Annotated in this window: 18 protein-coding genes; 4 read left to right on the top strand and 14 right to left on the bottom strand. The window is 35.6% G+C overall.

Translation table 11 applies throughout. The features are described 5' to 3' along the window. Nucleotides 1-9 precede the first annotated feature (9 nt). Nucleotides 10-3,114, bottom strand: coding sequence for a DNA translocase FtsK (locus NSQ59_RS08705; protein WP_340830716.1), 3,105 nt, complete (start codon nt 3,112-3,114; stop codon nt 10-12). A 441-nt stretch (nt 3,115-3,555) separates the two neighbouring features. On the opposite strand from NSQ59_RS08705, the gene NSQ59_RS08700 reads away from it, so the two are divergent. After that, nucleotides 3,556-4,182, top strand: a complete 627-nt coding sequence (locus NSQ59_RS08700) for a YhcN/YlaJ family sporulation lipoprotein (RefSeq protein WP_055738998.1) — start codon at nt 3,556-3,558, stop codon at nt 4,180-4,182. A 27-nt stretch (nt 4,183-4,209) separates the two neighbouring features. Here NSQ59_RS08700 and NSQ59_RS08695 read toward each other — a convergent pair whose 3' ends face one another. The 6 genes from NSQ59_RS08695 to NSQ59_RS08670 form a co-directional block, all read right to left on the bottom strand. After that, entirely contained in the window at nt 4,210-5,004 is a 795-nt protein-coding gene (locus NSQ59_RS08695; RefSeq protein WP_055741166.1) for a DUF1444 domain-containing protein, read from the bottom strand. 91 nt (nt 5,005-5,095) lie between these two features. Further along, on the bottom strand, nt 5,096-5,410 hold the full coding sequence (locus NSQ59_RS08690; protein WP_055738997.1) for a thioredoxin family protein: 315 nt from the start codon (nt 5,408-5,410) through the stop codon (nt 5,096-5,098). Between the two features lie 19 nt (nt 5,411-5,429). Next, nucleotides 5,430-5,921, bottom strand: coding sequence for a hypothetical protein (locus NSQ59_RS08685; protein ID WP_055738996.1), 492 nt, complete (start codon nt 5,919-5,921; stop codon nt 5,430-5,432). A gap of 97 nt (nt 5,922-6,018) precedes the next feature. Beyond that, the gene (locus tag NSQ59_RS08680; RefSeq protein ID WP_126648182.1) at nt 6,019-6,543 is read right to left on the bottom strand and encodes a DUF84 family protein; all 525 of its coding nucleotides are present in this window, start codon (nt 6,541-6,543) and stop codon (nt 6,019-6,021) included. Between the two features lie 100 nt (nt 6,544-6,643). Further along, nucleotides 6,644-7,714: a M42 family metallopeptidase gene (locus tag NSQ59_RS08675; protein ID WP_126648181.1), complete on the bottom strand. Its 1,071-nt coding sequence runs from the start codon at nt 7,712-7,714 to the stop codon at nt 6,644-6,646. Nucleotides 7,715-7,804: 90 nt separating this feature from the next. Further along, nucleotides 7,805-9,688: an LTA synthase family protein gene (locus NSQ59_RS08670; protein ID WP_340830708.1), complete on the bottom strand. Its 1,884-nt coding sequence runs from the start codon at nt 9,686-9,688 to the stop codon at nt 7,805-7,807. A gap of 304 nt (nt 9,689-9,992) precedes the next feature. Between NSQ59_RS08670 and NSQ59_RS08665 the strand changes: the two genes are divergently transcribed. Next, on the top strand, nt 9,993-10,307 hold the full coding sequence (locus tag NSQ59_RS08665) for a PepSY domain-containing protein (RefSeq protein ID WP_055738992.1): 315 nt from the start codon (nt 9,993-9,995) through the stop codon (nt 10,305-10,307). Between the two features lie 68 nt (nt 10,308-10,375). Here the strand turns inward: NSQ59_RS08665 and NSQ59_RS08660 are convergent, their stop codons facing one another. Both NSQ59_RS08660 and trmB read right to left on the bottom strand, forming a co-directional pair. Next, entirely contained in the window at nt 10,376-11,218 is an 843-nt protein-coding gene (locus tag NSQ59_RS08660) for a YtnP family quorum-quenching lactonase (protein ID WP_340830704.1), read from the bottom strand. Between the two features lie 102 nt (nt 11,219-11,320). Continuing rightward, nucleotides 11,321-11,965 carry a tRNA (guanosine(46)-N7)-methyltransferase TrmB gene (trmB, locus tag NSQ59_RS08655; RefSeq protein ID WP_055738990.1) on the bottom strand — a complete coding sequence of 215 codons (645 nt, stop codon included), beginning with the start codon at nt 11,963-11,965 and terminating at the stop codon, nt 11,321-11,323. A gap of 155 nt (nt 11,966-12,120) precedes the next feature. On the opposite strand from trmB, the gene NSQ59_RS08650 reads away from it, so the two are divergent. Then, nucleotides 12,121-12,399 (top strand): YtzH-like family protein, encoded by a 279-nt coding sequence (locus tag NSQ59_RS08650; RefSeq protein WP_055738989.1) that lies wholly within the window; start codon nt 12,121-12,123, stop codon nt 12,397-12,399. Here the strand turns inward: NSQ59_RS08650 and NSQ59_RS08645 are convergent. From NSQ59_RS08645 to thpR, 3 genes are all read right to left on the bottom strand, one after another. After that, a complete protein-coding gene (locus NSQ59_RS08645; RefSeq protein WP_340830701.1) occupies nt 12,390-13,175 on the bottom strand; it encodes a phosphotransferase family protein in 786 nt (261 codons plus the stop codon). The two genes, NSQ59_RS08650 and NSQ59_RS08645, sit on opposite strands and share 10 nt — an antisense overlap. Nucleotides 13,176-13,624: 449 nt before the next feature. Continuing rightward, nucleotides 13,625-14,590 (bottom strand): hypothetical protein, encoded by a 966-nt coding sequence (locus tag NSQ59_RS08640; RefSeq protein ID WP_055738987.1) that lies wholly within the window; start codon nt 14,588-14,590, stop codon nt 13,625-13,627. A 31-nt stretch (nt 14,591-14,621) separates the two neighbouring features. After that, nucleotides 14,622-15,176, bottom strand: a complete 555-nt coding sequence (thpR, locus tag NSQ59_RS08635) for an RNA 2',3'-cyclic phosphodiesterase (RefSeq protein ID WP_055738986.1) — start codon at nt 15,174-15,176, stop codon at nt 14,622-14,624. A 157-nt stretch (nt 15,177-15,333) separates the two neighbouring features. On the opposite strand from thpR, the gene NSQ59_RS08630 reads away from it, so the two are divergent. Continuing rightward, nucleotides 15,334-15,492, top strand: a complete 159-nt coding sequence (locus NSQ59_RS08630; RefSeq protein ID WP_161809220.1) for a hypothetical protein — start codon at nt 15,334-15,336, stop codon at nt 15,490-15,492. Between the two features lie 33 nt (nt 15,493-15,525). On the opposite strand, the gene dat is transcribed toward NSQ59_RS08630, so the two are convergent. Beyond that, nucleotides 15,526-16,389, bottom strand: a complete 864-nt coding sequence (dat, locus tag NSQ59_RS08625) for a D-amino-acid transaminase (RefSeq protein ID WP_340833151.1) — start codon at nt 16,387-16,389, stop codon at nt 15,526-15,528. 21 nt (nt 16,390-16,410) lie between these two features. Then, nucleotides 16,411-17,841, bottom strand: coding sequence for a dipeptidase PepV (gene pepV, locus NSQ59_RS08620; protein ID WP_340830697.1), 1,431 nt, complete (start codon nt 17,839-17,841; stop codon nt 16,411-16,413). Nucleotides 17,842-18,066: the final 225 nt, after the last annotated feature.

Raw genomic sequence — 18,066 nt, 5'->3', positions numbered from 1 at the left:
AAACTACTTTTAATTTGTATCTTCTGTTCCAATGAGAATATTTAATTCTTCACGTGAAACTAATATATCCCTAGGTTTGCTGCCTTTTGCCTCCGATATAATTCCTTGCTGCTCCATCATTTCAATTAAACGTGCCGCACGATTATAGCCAATTCTAAAGTTCCTTTGAATAAGGGATGTAGATGCTGCTCCTTGTTCCATTACAAATTCACATACATCTTGAAAGATTTCATCTTCTTCCTCTTGGATGATGGCTTTTTTAAGAAGTTCTTCCTGTTCAAATAAATAATCCGGTTTCCTTTCTGCACGTACATGTGCCACCACCTGATCAATTTCCTCATCTGAGACATATGTTCCTTGAAGGCGTACAGGCTTGGAAGTGCCATTACCTAAAAAGAGCATATCACCCCTTCCCAACAGCTTCTCTGCACCACTTATGTCGATAATCGTTCTGGAATCGACTTGTGAGGATACAGAAAAGGCGATTCTGGTTGGAACATTGGCTTTGATTAATCCAGTTATGACATCAACAGATGGACGTTGGGTTGCAATGATCAAGTGAATGCCACATGCCCTAGCTTTCTGGGCAATACGGCAGATAGCTTCCTCCACGTCAGCAGGAGCCATCATCATTAAATCCGCTAATTCATCAATAACAATGACGATAAAAGGCAGCTTTTGATTAAATTGCCTATTTTCTTCGGCCATCTCATTATACCGCCCGATTTCCCTGACACCTGTATGCGCAAATAGTTCATATCTTCTCTCCATCTCTTCTACAGCCCATTTAAGTGCTGCGGTTGCTGCTTTGACATCTGTTATAACTGGACTCACTAAATGCGGAATATAATTATATGGCGCAAGCTCCACCATTTTCGGATCTATCATTAACAACTTTAATTCATCAGGAGTTGATTTATACAACAGACTGACAAGAATAGAATTGATACAAACACTTTTTCCTGATCCTGTTGCTCCTGCAATTAAACCGTGCGGCATTTTTCTTAAATCAGTTATAACCGGGTTTCCTGAAATATCTAATCCAAGTGCAGCAGTGAGAGGTGACTCACTTTGTTGAAATATTTCGCTGGAAATAATTTCACTAATATATACTGGTCTGCTTTTCGCATTAGGAAGTTCAATTCCAATCGTATGTTTACCTGGAATAGGCGCTTCCATTCGAATATCTCTTGCAGCAAGACTTAGTTTAATATCGTCACTTAAATTGGTTATTTTATTTACCTTAACTCCGGGTTCAGGCTGAACCTCAAACCTTGTTACGGATGGACCTTGACTTACATTTACAACTTTTGCCCGAACATTAAAACTCAATAATGTCTCATCCAGTAGTTCACTTTGACTTTTAAGCCACTCCTTATCCATATCTTGCTGGATAGGGGGATTTAACAACTGCAGGGATGGAAAAACATAATCCTCTTCTATATATTCTTCGGTTTCATATACTTCCGTGTCTACGGCAGCTGCAATTTCAGGATTTGCCATCGGAATTTCGACTGCCATTTGCTTTTTAGCTAAATTTTCGCGGTCTTTTTTCAGCATGATAACGTTAAATGGTATATGAGAGCGAACTGGCTCTTCATTTAATTCAGGATTTGTTTCTTCCACGTCTGATTCATCTGCATCAGGATATAATGCTACTTCTTCTTCCGACTCTTGCTCCTCTTGCAGTGATTGTTCTTCTACTTCTGGTTGATTTGCATCAGAATTTAATGCTACTTCTTCTTCCAATTCTTGCTCCTCTTGCAGAGGTTCTTCCACTTCCGGTTCTTTTGCATCTGAATTTAATGCTACTTCTTCCGATTCTTGCTCCTCTTGCAGTGATTGTTCTTCTACTTCTAGTTGATTTGCATCAGAATTTAATGCTACTTCTTCTTCCGATTCTTGCTCCTCTTGCAGTGATTGTTCTTCTACCTCAGATTCATTTGCATCTGAATGTAATACTACTTCTTCTTCCGACTCTTGCTCCTCTTGCAGTGATTGTTCTTCTACCTTAGATTCATTTGAATCTGAATGTAATACTATTTCTTCTTCCGACTCTTGCTCCTCTTGCAGTGATTGTTCTTCTACTTCTAGTTGATTTGCATCAGAATTTAATGCTACTACTTCTTCCGATTCTTGCTCCTCTTGTAGCGGTTCTTCCACTTCCGGTTCATTTGCATCTGAATGTAATGCTACTTCTTCTGATTCTTGCTCCTCTTGTAGCGGTTCTTCCACTTCCGGTTCATTTGCATCAGAATTTAATGCTACTTCTTCTGATTCTTGCTCCTCTTGTAGCGGTTCTTCCACTTCCGGTTCATTTGCATCTGAGTTTAATGCTACTTCTTCCGATTCTTGCTCCTGTTGAAACAATTGATCTTTCTCTGCCAATTCATTTTGATTAGAAATTGACAGTTTTTCTTCTTCCAGTTTCTGTTGCTCTGCTTGGAGTGGAGCTTCTGTTTCTAACCAATTTTGCAACTTTTGCTGTTCGTCTCTTTTTAACTGATGATCATTAACGTTATCCTGTTTCACCATATTATTTTCCGATACTTCCATAACCGCCGTTGGTCGCATCGTTTCATTTTCGAAATCCTTATAAGATTGTATATCTTTACTTTCCTCATTGTTTAAATCGTTAAACAGATTACTGTTTTTTTCTTTGTTTCTTTTTGGTGGTCGATTAAATCCATATACGGGCGAAGGAATTTCTGTTGGCCGAAATGGCTGCTTTATTTTCGGCTTGATTTTAGTCTGAATCCTTTCACGTTGGTCAGAAGATACGGAAGTTTCCACAGAGCTGTTATATTTATTCTCCGTTGTTTTCCCCGTAAATGGACGACTTTTCGAAATTGGTTTTTGATGTTGTTTTTGATCTTGATCTTGATACTGATCTTTATTATTTATTTTTGAAGTGCTTGTCCTAATAGATGCGTTCCTTTTATCTTCTACCTGTAACGGAAATCGGAAATTTCCTTTTGGATATTGATATGTAACCTTTGTTTCCATTTGTCCGTTTATATGTTCATGTCGTTTTAATTCTTGATTTTCAAATTCGTCATATTCTTCACTTTCATTTGATCCAAATATTTTCATTAGATTTTTTATCCAACTCATTTTATCACTCTTTCTATTGTTCAACCTGTTTCAAAACAAAGGCACAAACTCCCCAGCTCCAACGCACGGATTTCGTAGTGTTCGATTGAGATAAAGGAACACAGTGAGGAAGTTCACAAAATAATGTTGACTTATCGTAGGAAGGAGACGGAGAAATCCGCTAGCCGACGGCTGCTTTGGCTAGACGCAGACTATTTTTTTGAAAAGTTATCCACAGGGTTAAATTTTTTATCATTTCCTAAAACGAGTACAGAGGAAATTTAAGCAATTAAAATTCCTATATTATTCATTATACAAGGATATGTTGAAATTTCGAGGGATTTTCTTTGTTAATGGCAAAATAAGTACATAAGCCTGTCTCGGCTAACAATAATTAGCAGAATGAAATTCAATAGTGTATGGAAAATTAATAGGGATTAACGAAATAAGGAGGCGATAACGTTGAAAATCGTTAAGACAGTACTAACACTTGGTCTTGCTTCAGGATTATTATTGGGATGTGCCAATAATAATGCCGATAGGGGAAAAAGTAATGTAAGCCCGGTTCGTTATAATCCAAACACTAACAACATGGACCGAGTAAGTTATACAGATAACCTAGGTCCTGGGGCAAATGTTAACTACCGTGACCGCGATAATAATCTTGATGTTAACCGAGATAATACTTTTGGAGTTAACCGAGATAACAATCTTGGAACAGATGTTAACTATAACAGAAATTACAACAACCGTAGCAACTACAGAATTGCAAAAGAAGCGGCAGACCGTGTATCTAATTTAAAAGAAGTTCGCAGAGCCAATGTTCTTGTTACGGGAAATAATGCATATGTGGCAGTAATGCTGAACAACCGTTCCAGAGGTGAACTGCCAAAAACATTTGAAAATAAAATAGCCCGTGAGGTCAAAAAAGCGGACAACACCATTGATAATGTATATGTAACAACAAACCCAGATTTTTACAACCGAGTAACTGATTTTGGTAATGAGCTAAGAAAAGGACATCCTGTTAAAGGATTATATGACCAAATCAGCAGTGCGGTAAATAGAGTTTTCCCAAATAATCGTTAAAGGTAAGGCCAGCATTAGCTGGCCTTTTTATTTTTTCCGATTTTTTGCCATAATAAAAATTGGCTCCAATTCTCCATTTTCATAAATAAATGACAATGCTGTAATGGGAACATGTCCATTCGTAAAGAAGCTCATTGACATTTGTGCTAAAATATCATATCCAGTCTCATTGCGGAGATCACAAATGATAAGGACATCCTGATGGGGAACAGAAACTGCCATATCTCCTTCTATCTTCTCCGACATTTCCTTTAAAAATTTTTCATTTAAAATTCTGCTTGCATCATAACCATCATTTGTATTTAAGAAATAATAATCATTTCCTGCTACTGTATCTTTTTTCATTTCTGTTGATAATGATCGAAGATTAAATTGGGCCATTTCGCGAATTTTCTCTTGATCCCAGCCTTCTTTTTTTAATAATTCTTCATCCACAAGCCTATATGTATTGCCTAAATCTAATGCATAATAAATACGGGTTTCAGCTGTATGGTCATCTGTTATAAACGTATTTCCATCTGATGATTCTTGTGGAAAAGAGGTAGAACGAATAACCGGAAATATTTTCTTTTCATTACCAGAAATTTTTTGTTCCGTTCCCATTACTCCCAATGCTTCTTCTACATAATAGACAACTTCATCTATTGCCTTTTCCTTTTCCTCATGCCATTTTGATACAGCACTCGATAAGGATACCGTAATGCCCTTGCCAGTTTCTTTATTTTCAAACCGAATCGTTTCTTTTTCACGATCATAGTGAATACTACGATTATCTTTTTGTAATCTTTTTTCCAGTTCTTTTTTCATTTTTTTCGTATCCATCTTCACGATCTATCATCCTTTTGGGTAAACATTTTATTAACTCATTTTACATGAAAAAACCTCTATCTAAAAGACAGAGGCTTATTTTACATTATTTAAGACCGTTAATGAAATTTTCGATTTCTTCTTTTGTTTTACGGTCTTTACTTACAAAACGTCCTAGCTCTTTGCCATCTTGGTAAGCAAGAAAGCTTGGGATTCCAAATATGCTTAATTCCCCGCAGAGATCAATGAATTGATCACGATCAACATAAACAAAAGTATAATCAGAAAATTCTTCTTCCAACTCAGGTAACACTGGTTCTATAAAACGGCAATCCGGGCACCAATCCGCTGAAAACATAAATATATGTTTTCCTTTCTTTGTTAGTTCATGAAATTGCTCAACAGATGTTAATTTTTCCATAGTATTTCCTCCTTAACTTTTATTTTCTATATTTCACTGAAGAAACGATTTTCATCATTTTTTCTGCGTCGCTTGCTATATTTTTCATATCTGTTTCCGTGGTCATTTTTATGCCGCCAATTCCAACAGTCACCTCATAAAGATTTTTTTTAACTTTAGAAACAAATAAATATCCAAATTTCTCCTTTGAGGTGAAATTCTTATCCAGAAGAATTCCTTTATTAGGCTTAGAAATTTTGTACACTTCCTTGCCTTTTTTATCCACCTTTTGATTATAAAATAAAAGATAGTTTTGATTACCTCTTTTCATAATCACATTATTTGGAGAATCTTTTTGAATCGCCATTCCAAAAGGAAGATATAGCTTTAAATGTTTTGTTGATTTTTTGGCTGCTTTCGGTTGATTTGAAAAAGCTTCATTTACATTTTTAACTGCTTCCTTTTGTTGTTCCTTTATGGAGGTGCTGCATCCTGAAATTAGGGCAATTACGAAAACCAAAAGCATTCCCATCGTTATTTTCCGTAAAATAGTATGTTCCCCCTATACTACCCGAGTATCTATTACTATTTTAACTTTTTTAAATAAAACTTTACAAGGGAGAAGATTTTTAACTCTCCATTAAAGCTCTGTATTGATATTGACCAATCAATAATTTCATTACATGTATGAACATCTCTTCTCGCGTAACTAATCCATTCGTAAATACTCCGATGGCTCCTTCTTTTTTGCGGATGTTTTTCTTATTAGCATAATCATCCATTACTGGACCTAGCTCCTCCCCGGAGCGTAAACGGGATGTTATTTCATTGGGAAGGATGATTCTTGCCCCACCTGCAATAATAGGAGATTTACCTTTTTCCACTAAAGCTCCCCAATTGCAGACACTTAACCCGAATTCAGATTCGGCAACGCCGCCCTCAAGTCCGATAGCGATATCAATCTCCTTCTTATTTAAACAGTTTTCTGCCCTCTGTACGGCACCTTTTATGGTTTCTTCGTCTGAAAAAGGCTGTTCACTAACTCCCGAAGGAACATCCATTGGTTGAACTTCCACTTCGATATTCATTTCTTTGAAAGCAAGTTCGACCGCATGTATTTTCGCAGGATTTTTTGAGCCAATTGCAACTAACATATGATCTCTCCTTACAGTCTTTGATGATTTCCTTGAATGTTGAGTCTTTTTATGACAAGTATAAAAAAGAGAGGAGCTCTATGCCCCTCATCAGTTTATCCTATTTTGCCCGAATTGCTTCAACCGTAGACTTATCACATGCTTTTACAAGCTTCACGAGCAGCGCCTTTGCAGCTGCATAATCATCAACATGGATAATAGATGCATGTGTATGGATATAACGAGAACAAATTCCGACAACGGCACTAGGCACTCCTTCATTGGAAGTATGAACTCGTCCTGCATCTGTCCCGCCTTGCGATACAAAATATTGGTAAGGGATGTTATTGCTTTCCGCTGTATCAAGAACAAATTCACGCATTCCTTTATGGGTTACCATCGAACGGTCGAATATGCGTAATAAAGTTCCTTTCCCAAGCTGACCAAATTCATTTTTATCGCCAGACATATCATTGGCAGGGCTCGCATCTAGAGCAAAGAAGATATCAGGTTTAATCATATTTGCCGCAGCCTGTGCTCCACGAAGACCAACTTCTTCTTGAACGTTAGCTCCGGAATAAAGAATATTCGGAATAGATTCTCCTTGGAGTTCCTTTAATAATTCAATGGATAATCCGCATCCGTAACGATTATCCCATGCTTTTGCTAATATTTTCTTTTCATTTGCCATAACAGTAAACGGGCAGATTGGGACAATCTGCTGACCTGGTTTGATCCCAATTCTTTTAGCATCCTCGCGGTCATCTGCACCGATATCAATTAGCATATTTTTGATATCCATTGGTTTATTGCGTTGGCTATCATCAAGTAGATGTGGAGGGATAGAACCAATAACCCCAATAATTGGACCATTATCTGTAATAATTTGGACACGTTGGGCAAGTAATACTTGACTCCACCAGCCACCAAGGGTTTGAAAACGAATCATTCCATTATCCGTGATCGAAGTAACCATAAAGCCTACTTCATCCATATGACCAGCAACCATAACAGTAGGTCCATTTTGACTACCGCGTTTCACCCCAAAAATACCGCCAAGGCCATCTTGCACAACCTCTTCCGCATATTTGGATAATTGTTCACGCATAAATTTTCTTACCTGATGTTCATTTCCTGGTGCCCCAGGTAATTCTGTCAAGGTTCTAAAAAGTTCCAGCGTCTCATTTTCCATTGTTCATACCCCTTTACAAAAAAAACTAATATGTACCCCCTTCATTTTACAGAACTTTCTTACTGATCGCCAGTTTAGTGTCTGAACTTATTATTCTTTTGATGAAGGGTTTTTAATAATAATTCCGTCACTTTCCAAAAAACGGAGTAAATCTCCAAAGATAACATTATCGGAATACATTAATTCATTCTGCACTTTGTCTAAATATGGGGTACAAAGATTTCTTTTAACCTTATTACCTACCGATTTATCATAGCAACCATCATCCAAATAGGCAAATTTATTTGTTACGAAGCTGCCATCACGGAAAACAACAAGATTTTTCCTATCAGATGAGAACAAGCTTCTGCCAAAGTCTACTTCCTCTTTCTTTGGCACAATTCCCATAATATCAAGAATCGTTTGCCTTATATCGATTTCTCCGCCTAATGTATTTATTTGTTTCCCTTTTACTCCTGGGATATGAATAATGAATGGTACTTTTTGAAGATCTAATTGATCCGTAAGCGAAATTTTCTTTCCTAATACCTCTTCAAGTTCCTTATCGTAGCTTCTCGATATGCCATAATGATCGCCATATAAAACAATAACGGAATTATTATATATGCCTTCTTTTTTTAGTAAATCGAAAAATTGTTTTATTGCTTCATCCTCATACCGGACGGTAGCAAAATAGCGATGAACCAAATCTGCATTATTTTCATCAATATTTAAGAAACGATCATCTTCATTATGAAGCAAAAAAGGAAAATGATTTGTTAACGTTAAAAACTTTGCATAAAACGGCTGTGGCAGTTTTTTTAAATATGGGATAGACTGCTTAAAAAACGGAATATCTTTCAATCCGTAATTTACTGAGTTTTCTTCCGTAACCTGGTAATCCTTTTTGGAAAAAAAACGATCATAACCTAATGTTTGATACATATTTCCCCTATTCCAAAACGATTCATCATTACTATGAAATACGGTACTAATATAGCCTTGCTCCTTTAAAATTGCGGGGAGTGCATAGTAATCATTATGCGGCCTTCTTACAAAAACAGAGCCTCCGGATAATGGATACAGCCCATTGTCTATCATAAATTCAGCATCTGATGTTTTGCCTTGAGCTGTTTGATGGTAGAAGTTTGGAAAATAATAACTTTCTTTTATTAATTTATTTAGAAATGGTGTAATTTCTTCCCCGTTTATTTTCCGATTAAGGACGAACTGCTGAGTTGATTCTAATGATATTAAAATTAAATTTTTTCCTTGTGCCTGTCCATGGTAGCTAGATTTAGAAAGACTTGGGGCATTTTCTTTTTTTAGATAGCTTTCTACCTTATGAATATCGTTGCTTTCAGCAAATGCTGATTGTACTAGCATTTTTGAATTAAAGAGAATATCATATACATGGTAGTTGAAAGTTCCGATTGTTTTGACAAGCAATTCCCTGTCATATGTTTTCTTAAAAAGGTTTGGATCTTCAACCTCCCCGCCGACTAATACTGCCAGAATCAACATAATGCTAATAGCAAGTGAAGCACGATGTTGTTTTTTTGATACGAATTTCGATTTATCAACCAATTTTATTGCTGCAAAAATAAGAAATATTATATCAACAACCAGTAACGGGTCCGTCCATCTTAACAATTCAACAGTGCTTTGACTTAATCCACCAACATTTTGAAATTGAAAGAGAACAGGCACTGTTACATAATCTATGTAAAATCGATAATAAAGAATGTTTCCAAAAAGGATGCCTGTTAATACTGTGTATACGATTAGCATACAAACGATTCTTATTTTTTTCGAAAAGAAAAAGCTGATTCCTAAGAATAACGCAACGGAGCCGATAGGATTTAAAAACAACAACAGCATTTCCATCATAGACTTGCCGCGCAAATCAAATTCGCAAAAATAAACAAGTATTGTTTTGATGGTTAAAAATGCAACTGCAATAATATAAAAAACAAACTCATTCCACTTTTTCATACCGTATCCTCACCCCGCTTTCTCTATAGTAAAAAATTGGGCAATATATTACAAGAAAAATCATTTTATTTTTTAAATGTTACGATTTGTTAAACATGTTATACTTAAATTAAGATAGGTTGTTTTCGCAATAATTGTTGCTTTACGTCAATGGTTAAAAATCCTAAGTAGACTTTGTTTTGGGGCATCTTTCCTTACCAAGTTTATTCATTTTAACCTCAATAAGGTTGTTACTTAGAATTTCATATACATAAGCAACAAGGTTTAAGAAAAGAGCCTTCGATAAGACAGGAGGTTTAAATTCATGACCTGGAAGTCCTTTATTGCCGGAGCGCTTGTAGGAGCAATTAGTGGATACTTATTAAATGAAGCAGTAAAAAAGAACACTTCTCTATCTAGTGAAACCGTTCTAGCAAATGTGAAAAAAGCTTTTAAAGAAGAAGGACCAATTAATGGTTCCTGGATACAAATGACCAAGGAAGATTATACTAAATATGCCGTTAAGACAAAAGTATACCGAGGCGGAATCACAACAAGTCAAAATGGGGAAAGAAAGCAATATGAATTTATTGCCGATGCATCTACAGGCAGTGTCTTAGATGTATATCCTATTTCGTAAAAAATACATATTAATAATGAAGGAGTGTCTTTGTAAGTAATTTTATTCGGACACTCCTTTCCTTTTGCTTAACGTTCACATTTTACAGCATCTATAAGCTTTCCTTCTCCGTCCCACTTTAATGCGCGGTAAACAGCATCATGATAAAAAATAAACCAAGCCCCGTCCTCAATCGCTTGTGCAATCCATTTTTCTTTTGCAAAAATAGAAGTCATTGGATAATCATCATATGCTAAAACCCATAGTGGATTCTGATGTGCATGTGTCGGCATGATATCCGCCATATGAATGGCTTTTTCGCCTTTACTTTCTATTAATATAATGGAATGGCCATCGCTATGTCCTCCAGTATGGACCATTCGAAGTGCTCCTTCAATTAACAGTTCTTTCTCAAAAGTAACAACTTGTGATTCGATAGCTTCCCAGTTTTCTTTCCAATATGTACTTTTTGAACGTATATTTGGATTTCTCATTTCATCCCATTCTATTTGGGAAGAATAGATAACGGCATTTGGGAAGACGGAAACAAATCCATCATTAACTGGCTTAGTTAACCCACAAGCATGATCGAAATGCAAATGCGTCATGCATATAATATCGATATCTTCTGGAGTAATTCCTAATTCCAATAATGATTCCTCTAATTTTGATTCTTCTGTAACTCCAAAATTTCGTTTTTGTTTCTCTGATAATTTCCCAAATCCAATTCCAGATTCTATTAAAATATTTTTTCCATTTACCTGCAAAAATATTGGATCGGTCAATAAGGGTATTTGATTTTTTTCATTGACTGGATATTTTTTCGACCATAACGGCTTTGGTACGACTCCGAACATTGCCCCTCCATCTAAATGGGTTATACCGCCATTCAACCATTTTAACGTTATATCTCCGATTGTTAGCGTTTGCATTTTGTGTTTTTCCTCCCTCTCCTTATGTCCTCTTTATTTTATCATAAAAAAAATACCCTCTGCCAAAATCAATTAAGGCGGAGAGTATTTCTTCCCATTACCTTATTTAGTTTGATACTGTACCTCACAGCGATAAATGCGTTGCCCGCGTGAAGAAAACTTTTCCTCATATTCTGTCATAATATTATTTTCAAAGTCACTATTGTGTAAATCAAGGCTTACAAATTTTAATAAAAGTCCATATTCAGAAAAGCTTCTTAATGAATATTCAAATAATCCTTGATTATCTGTTTTGAAATGAATTTCTCCATTATCAACCAAAATGTCCTCATATAATTTCAAAAAGGTTTTATACGTTAACCGACGCTTTTCATGACGTTTTTTTGGCCATGGATCAGAGAAATTTAAATACACTCTTTCCACATCGTCTTTTGCAAAATATTCTTGTAAATTGGTTCCGTCAATATTAAGAAGTTTTAAGTTAGGTAACGGATCTTCTATGATTTTATCTAAGGCAGAAACAATTACGCTGTCCTGCATTTCAATGCCAATATAATTGATTTCCGGATTTGCCTTTGCCATTCCATATATAAATTGCCCTTTTCCTGTTCCAACCTCAATATGGAGCGGATGGTCATTTTGAAACTCTTCATTCCATTTGCCTTTAATAGTTTCAGGATTTTGAACTACATATTGTGGGTATTGCAAAAGCTTATCCTTTGCCCATGGTTTATGTCTTAGACGCAAAATTCACACCTCGTTCATTTCATAGTTGTAATAGTATTGCATAAAGTTAATAGAAAAAAGCAAACTAATGATACGACATTAAAGAAACTGGCCAAAACGCCAGTTTCGTTTCATTTATTTATTTACCATATTCACGAAAGGAATGTACATAAAACATGCCGCTGAGCCATCATGACCAAATAACCTTGTTAAAAGATATTTTAAGTAACCATCAAACCGACTGCTGCGGATCCGTCGCAGAATGCGAACAATTAGAAAGATTGGTTAAATCGCTTTTAGTAAATCCTAGTATAAATAATAATATTAGACCAATATTAGAACAAGTATATTCTTACAGCCAAAATGGAATTAATACGCAAAACTTAGACGATCATATTTTGTCCAACCAAAGCAATCTTTCACAATGGGTTCAGGATATGAATTCCTATTCATAGCTTTCATTTACTTCCTGTAAAAATCGAGTCCAATGGTTCATTTCCTGATAACGTTGTTTATCTTTATGCCATTGAATATCAATTAATGTTTGCCTTACCACATACCATTTCATCCTAAGCAATAGATGATCAGTTAGTATTACACCATATTGGTTAAGCCAAGTGGGCCAATTTTCGCGGGGAATATATAAATATAAAAGCATTCCGATATCCAATGCCGGGTCGGCTATAACCGGGCCGTCCCAATCTATTAAATATAATTCATTATCTTCCGAAAGCATCCAATTATTATGGTTTATATCGCTATGACAAACAACAAATTCACCGTTCTGAATATTTTTTATTTCAGCTTTAAGAAAGGTAATAGCGGACCTGACACTTGGCATTTGTAACAAATCATTATCTATACTTTTTTCTAATTCTGCCAGCATTTTTTCAGGTTTAAACGAAGCTTTTCCCAATCGCTCAAGCATTGAAACTAATGGAGCAGAATCATGTATTTTTTTCAAAAGCTTTGCAACACGTTCTTGGCCCATTTCCTCAGGCTTTAGCTCTCTGCCGTTCAGCCATTGTTGTGCTGTGATGACATCTCCGTTTTCCATCCTTTTTGTCCAAACAAGCTTTGGAACAATTCCTTCAGCTGATAGAACTGCTAAAAAGGGAGATGAGTTTCTTTTTAAAAATAATTTTTGTTCCTGATATTTGGCAAAGAATGCTTCTCCTGTTGCCCCCCCAGCCGGATGTATCTCCCAGCCTTGACCAAGTATGTGTTCCAACTTCATTCACCTTCAGTTTCACGCGCATGTTTCGTGCATACGACTCATCTAAATCTATATTATATACTAAAATGATGAAAAAACCTACATAGACTTCCTCTTAATGACCAGTCTATATAGTTTATCAAACAGCAGCAATTGATATAATCATAATATACAAAGAAAAAAAGACAGCTATTGGAAACTAGAGTAGACAACAATAGCCATCTTTTAATAAATTTTATCGCTTTTTGACATTTTTCGTCAAGGTGAATTTTATCATTTCCTGTATTTTTCATCTTTTTTTGGCTGTTTTCTTTATCAAAGTTAGTTGGCTTAGTAGAAAACCTTATGAACACCCTTATCTGTACAAAGAATGAATAACCTTTATAAAAAAAGATGCCCATAACTATAACTGCATTAGGATTACTAAAAATATAAGAAAAACACTAATCACGAAACCATGATTTTCACTTCAAACTTTCCTCTTCAAAAGGGTCGGTATTTTCTTCCTCCCATTCTATCCTTTTGAAACTTACAGTCTGACAATAATCCAAAAGAATTTTGGCTGCTTTTAATTGCATATGCTTTAATGGAGCACGAGTTTGTCTCATCTGCTCAAACCATTTAGGATACTCTCTTTTTTCTAATAAGGAAAGGTCATATGGCTTTTCCATAAAATCGATGTATCCATTTCTGGAAATAATCGCTTTTTTAATCGGAAGATCCACATTGTAATACGAAAAAATTTGACCCACAATTTTTGACATTCTATTTAATGATATCATCGGATTTAACAGTTTCTTTTCCTGTTTGTTTGTTCTCTTCAGCCAAAATCGATCGTTTGAGCCAAGAAATACAGCATCCTTTTCTTCTTCCAAAAATGTAATGCACCATACCTCCATTGGGGTAATGAAAATAATCTCCATTTCAATTGGTGCCTTCTTTAATAATAAAACAGGCTCATACAGAAGAAGACAATTATCTGGAAATCGCTGCAAAAAAGTGCGGAGTTTGTCATCATAATAGTATTTTGGATGAGCATCTGATTTTTCATAAATGGTTGAGCTTGCCCATTTTAATTGAAAGCTAAAGAGCTGGTCTAAAAATAATTGCTTTAATTCCACTTCTGTATCAGGTCGAAAGGATAGGATAGGAGCAAATTGGAGAGATGTAACAGTCCTAGTATCTGATTCATCCTTAATTTCACTTTTTTCTTCTTTTTTAAACATTTTTGTCATTTTATTTAAAATGCTAGATTTTTTATCCTCTGTATCCTTCCACTCTATCGGAGACATTTCGAGAGAATCAGTTATCCATGCTTCTTTCAATTTATCCCACTGTTGTTTTTTTAATCGTATATATTGGGTAGGATATCGGTAAACATCCTGCTCATAGCGAGACACATAATCTTGGAGCTTAATTAACTGCGCCAAATAAGCTCACTCCTTCCTGAAAGTCTAAAACTTACGACAGTGTGTATGTTTTCTTTATCACATATTTAGGATTCTTATTTAAATGGGTTTCATATAACACAACATGATTTGCCATAAATTTTTTATCTTCCAGTGCAAAACGCTTCAAAGATTCCAGAGAAAACTGATTATCTCCTAACCAATTTCTTGCCAGTGTTATATGGGGTTTAAATGGTCTTGGGTCTAGCTGAAATCCTGCCATAGTGCAGGAATCATACACTAACTCTCTAATCGTATTTAAGAATTGCGAACTCTTCGTATTAGCCCAGAAGATTCTAGGAGAATCTGGACGCCCAAATCCCCCAAACTGATCGAGAGTTAACTCAAACCCTTCTTTATGACGTAAGACATCTTTTATGTAATAATCCGCTTTTTCAAGCTGCTCTTCTGATGCATGACCTAAAAAAGCTAAAGTAATATGGTAATCTTCATGATGAACCCATCTTTTAAAAGGAAAATCCATCTTTATTTGTTCACATTTCTCTTGAAGATATGATTTAATATGCTGCGGCAATAGCAATGCAAAAAAATAATGATGTCCTTCCACTTCATATACCTCTTTCGTTTAATTTTATTTACAAATATATTGTAACAAATTTCTATCTATAAGACATATTTCCCTTTTTATTTACATATATTGATTTCAGGTTTGATAATTATTGTATTTCATTCATACGAAATCATGTAAAAGGGAGAGCAATTCCATGAAAATTGGTGATTTTGTTAGTTATAAAGGGGAAAAATGTGAAATTATTTATATGTATGACAGCGGATACTGTGAAATAAAACGACCATATAGATTATCTATTCAATTAGTTCCTCAAACGGAGCTTGATGAGATAAATTGGAACAGCGCAATTTAAAAAGAAACCCGTCTATGACGGGTTTCAGACATATTATTGCAACACTACATTTTTACATTCCTTTTGAATTTCTTCTACGAACAACTTTTGTAATTTCTTTGTGATTTCTCCTGGCTCTCCATTGCCGATAACACTTCCGTCCAGTTGAATAATCGGCATAATTTCAGATGTTGTACTTGAGATAAAAATTTCATCTGCTGTTTTAATATCATCCACAGTAAAAGATTCTTCCTTAACTGGAATTTGATTATGTTTACAAATCCTTAAAATCACTTGCCTTGTAATCCCGTTTAAAATAAGATTTACTGCTGGATGTGTTTTTAATATCCCATCCTTTACAATAAACACATTAGATGAAGAACCTTCTGTAACGGTTTCTCCACGATGTTGAATTGCCTCAAAGCAGCCTGATTCCGCCGCTTTTTGTTTTGCCATAATGTTTCCCAATAAATTTAAGCTTTTAATGTCACATCTTAACCAGCGAATATCTTCAACAAGCAATCCCTTCGCACCAGACTTCATTAAATCTTCCGGGCGATCCATTGGTTTTGTATAAGCGACAAATGTAGGTTCAATTTCAGGTGTTGGGTATCCATGCTGTCTTGGCGACACACCTCTGGAAATTTGCAAATAAATTATACCTGTCTCTAAGTGATTTTCTTGCACCAATTCCTCAAGCTTCTTACAAAGAACATCCTTTTCATAAGGAATCTTTATTCCTATTTTTTCACCACTTTCATATAAACGCTGAACATGCTCCTTTTTTGTAAAAAGTTCCCCATTATATACACGAATGACTTCATATATTCCGTCACCAAATTGATATCCACGGTCTTCAATATCTACTTTAACATTTTCTCTTTCAACTAGTTCCCCGTTAAAAATCACTTTTCCCATCATTGCCTCTTCCTCTCCGATTTATTTTTCCTTTTTGCCCGCAAGCTCATATATCGCTTGTGCATAAATGGCCGTTGCCTTTACTAAATCTTCTATAAACATATACTCGTCTTTTTGGTGCATAACATCCGGTCTTCCTGGAAACAGTGCACCAAAAGCAACACCTGATTTTAAAGAACGTGCATATGTACCACCGCCAATGGCAAGCAATTCAGCTTTTTCGCCAGTTTGTTCTTCATATACTTTCTTTAAGACTTGTACTAATTCGTCATTTTCGTCTACATGGTGAGGCTTCGAATCAGAAAAATTCTCTATGGAAAATCCTTCTTGTTTCACATGTTTTTCAATGCTGCTCTTCCCTTGCTCCATATCAAAGGTAACAGGATATCTCATATTTAGTCCGAACCTGCCTCCATCTGCCTGTTCATAATCCATTTTTCCGACATTGATAGTAAGATCGCCTGTTATGTCATCCGCATATTGAATGCCAAAACCTTCTCCGCGGGACTTTTCAAACAAATAATTTGCGGCGAACTTAATAAATTGATCCCCTTGTTTGTCGAGTGAAATATCTGCTAAGAAAGAAGCCAAAATAAGACCTGCATTCTTTCCATTTCTAGGCTCCATTCCATGAGCGGATATCCCTTCTAATTCCAACACTAGCTCTCCGGATTCAACATAATATTTTCCTTTTAAATTTACTTGCTGAAGGAAATCATTATATTTTTGTAAAATCTCCGTTTGTTCTTTTTGCATAAAAAGCTTTGCCTGTGCAAAATCAGGAACCATGTTATATCTTCTTCCTGAATGGAAGGAGACTAGTTGAATTGGCTCATTCTTATTACTATGACCGCTTTCTTCCACTTTTTGGACGATATCATAATCTGCAATTCCCTTTTCCGCGTAGATAATTGGAAAATCCGCATCTGGGGCAAATCCCATATCCGGCATTTCTTCATGTTTAAAATAATGGTCCACACAACGCCATTCACTTTCCTCGTCCGTGCCAATAATCATGCGAACACGCTTTTTCAACGGAATTCCTAGTTCTTTTACAATTTTCATCGCATAGTATGCGGCCATTGTAGGGCCTTTATCATCACTAGATCCACGGGCATAAATTTTGTCATCTTTTACAATACCACCGTATGGATCAACCGACCATCCGTCCCCTTCAGGAACAACATCCACATGACAAAGGATTCCGACTAATTCATCGCCAGTTCCCATTTCCAGATGTCCTGCAAGATTTCCAACATTTTTAGGAATGAAGCCATCCTTTTCACCCAAATCCAATAAATATTGCAAAGCTTCCTTTACACCAACTCCTAAAGGTGCATCCTCAGTTGCATTTTCCTCATCTAAAACACTTCTAATTTGCAAAATTCCCTGCAAATCTTTTATAAGATCCTCTTTTCTTTTTAGCACTTCGTCCATCCATTGAATTGTCATCGTCATAACTCCTTTAATAATGGCTCTTTTCTTCACTTTGTTGCTTTTGTATACGGAAGTCCTTGGTTATACCCTAAACCTGGCCAGATTAGGATTTATAACAAATGAAGCTAAGCAACAATTATTGCGAAAACAGCTTTTAAATTTACAATACTTTGTGATTCCAGATTATTTTACTCCTTTTTAAGCTTCAATAAAACATCCACAATACAATATAAAATTTAC

The sequence above is a fragment of the Margalitia sp. FSL K6-0131 genome, from assembly GCF_038008735.1.
GTDB lineage: Bacteria > Bacillota > Bacilli > Bacillales > Bacillaceae_C > Margalitia > Margalitia shackletonii.
The sequence above is the reverse complement of the archived record's forward strand: the minus strand, read 5'-3'. Positions and strand labels throughout refer to the sequence as shown.

Bases quoted from the DNA above. Each gene is read 5' to 3' on its own strand.
- NSQ59_RS08685 (WP_055738996.1), bottom strand. From the start codon at position 5,921: ATGGGAATGCTTTTGGTTTTCGTAATTGCCCTAATTTCAGGATGCAGC.
- NSQ59_RS08690 (WP_055738997.1), bottom strand. From the start codon at position 5,410: ATGGAAAAATTAACATCTGTTGAGCAATTTCATGAACTAACAAAGAAA.
- NSQ59_RS08650 (WP_055738989.1), top strand. From the start codon at position 12,121: ATGCCGCTGAGCCATCATGACCAAATAACCTTGTTAAAAGATATTTTA.
- pepV (WP_340830697.1), bottom strand. From the start codon at position 17,841: ATGACAATTCAATGGATGGACGAAGTGCTAAAAAGAAAAGAGGATCTT.
- NSQ59_RS08705 (WP_340830716.1), bottom strand. From the start codon at position 3,114: ATGAGTTGGATAAAAAATCTAATGAAAATATTTGGATCAAATGAAAGT.
- dat (WP_340833151.1), bottom strand. From the start codon at position 16,389: ATGGGAAAAGTGATTTTTAACGGGGAACTAGTTGAAAGAGAAAATGTT.
- NSQ59_RS08630 (WP_161809220.1), top strand. From the start codon at position 15,334: ATGAAAATTGGTGATTTTGTTAGTTATAAAGGGGAAAAATGTGAAATT.
- NSQ59_RS08675 (WP_126648181.1), bottom strand. From the start codon at position 7,714: ATGGAAAATGAGACGCTGGAACTTTTTAGAACCTTGACAGAATTACCT.
- NSQ59_RS08660 (WP_340830704.1), bottom strand. From the start codon at position 11,218: ATGCAAACGCTAACAATCGGAGATATAACGTTAAAATGGTTGAATGGC.
- NSQ59_RS08670 (WP_340830708.1), bottom strand. From the start codon at position 9,688: ATGAAAAAGTGGAATGAGTTTGTTTTTTATATTATTGCAGTTGCATTT.
- NSQ59_RS08680 (WP_126648182.1), bottom strand. From the start codon at position 6,543: ATGTTAGTTGCAATTGGCTCAAAAAATCCTGCGAAAATACATGCGGTC.
- NSQ59_RS08695 (WP_055741166.1), bottom strand. From the start codon at position 5,004: ATGGATACGAAAAAAATGAAAAAAGAACTGGAAAAAAGATTACAAAAA.
- NSQ59_RS08665 (WP_055738992.1), top strand. From the start codon at position 9,993: ATGACCTGGAAGTCCTTTATTGCCGGAGCGCTTGTAGGAGCAATTAGT.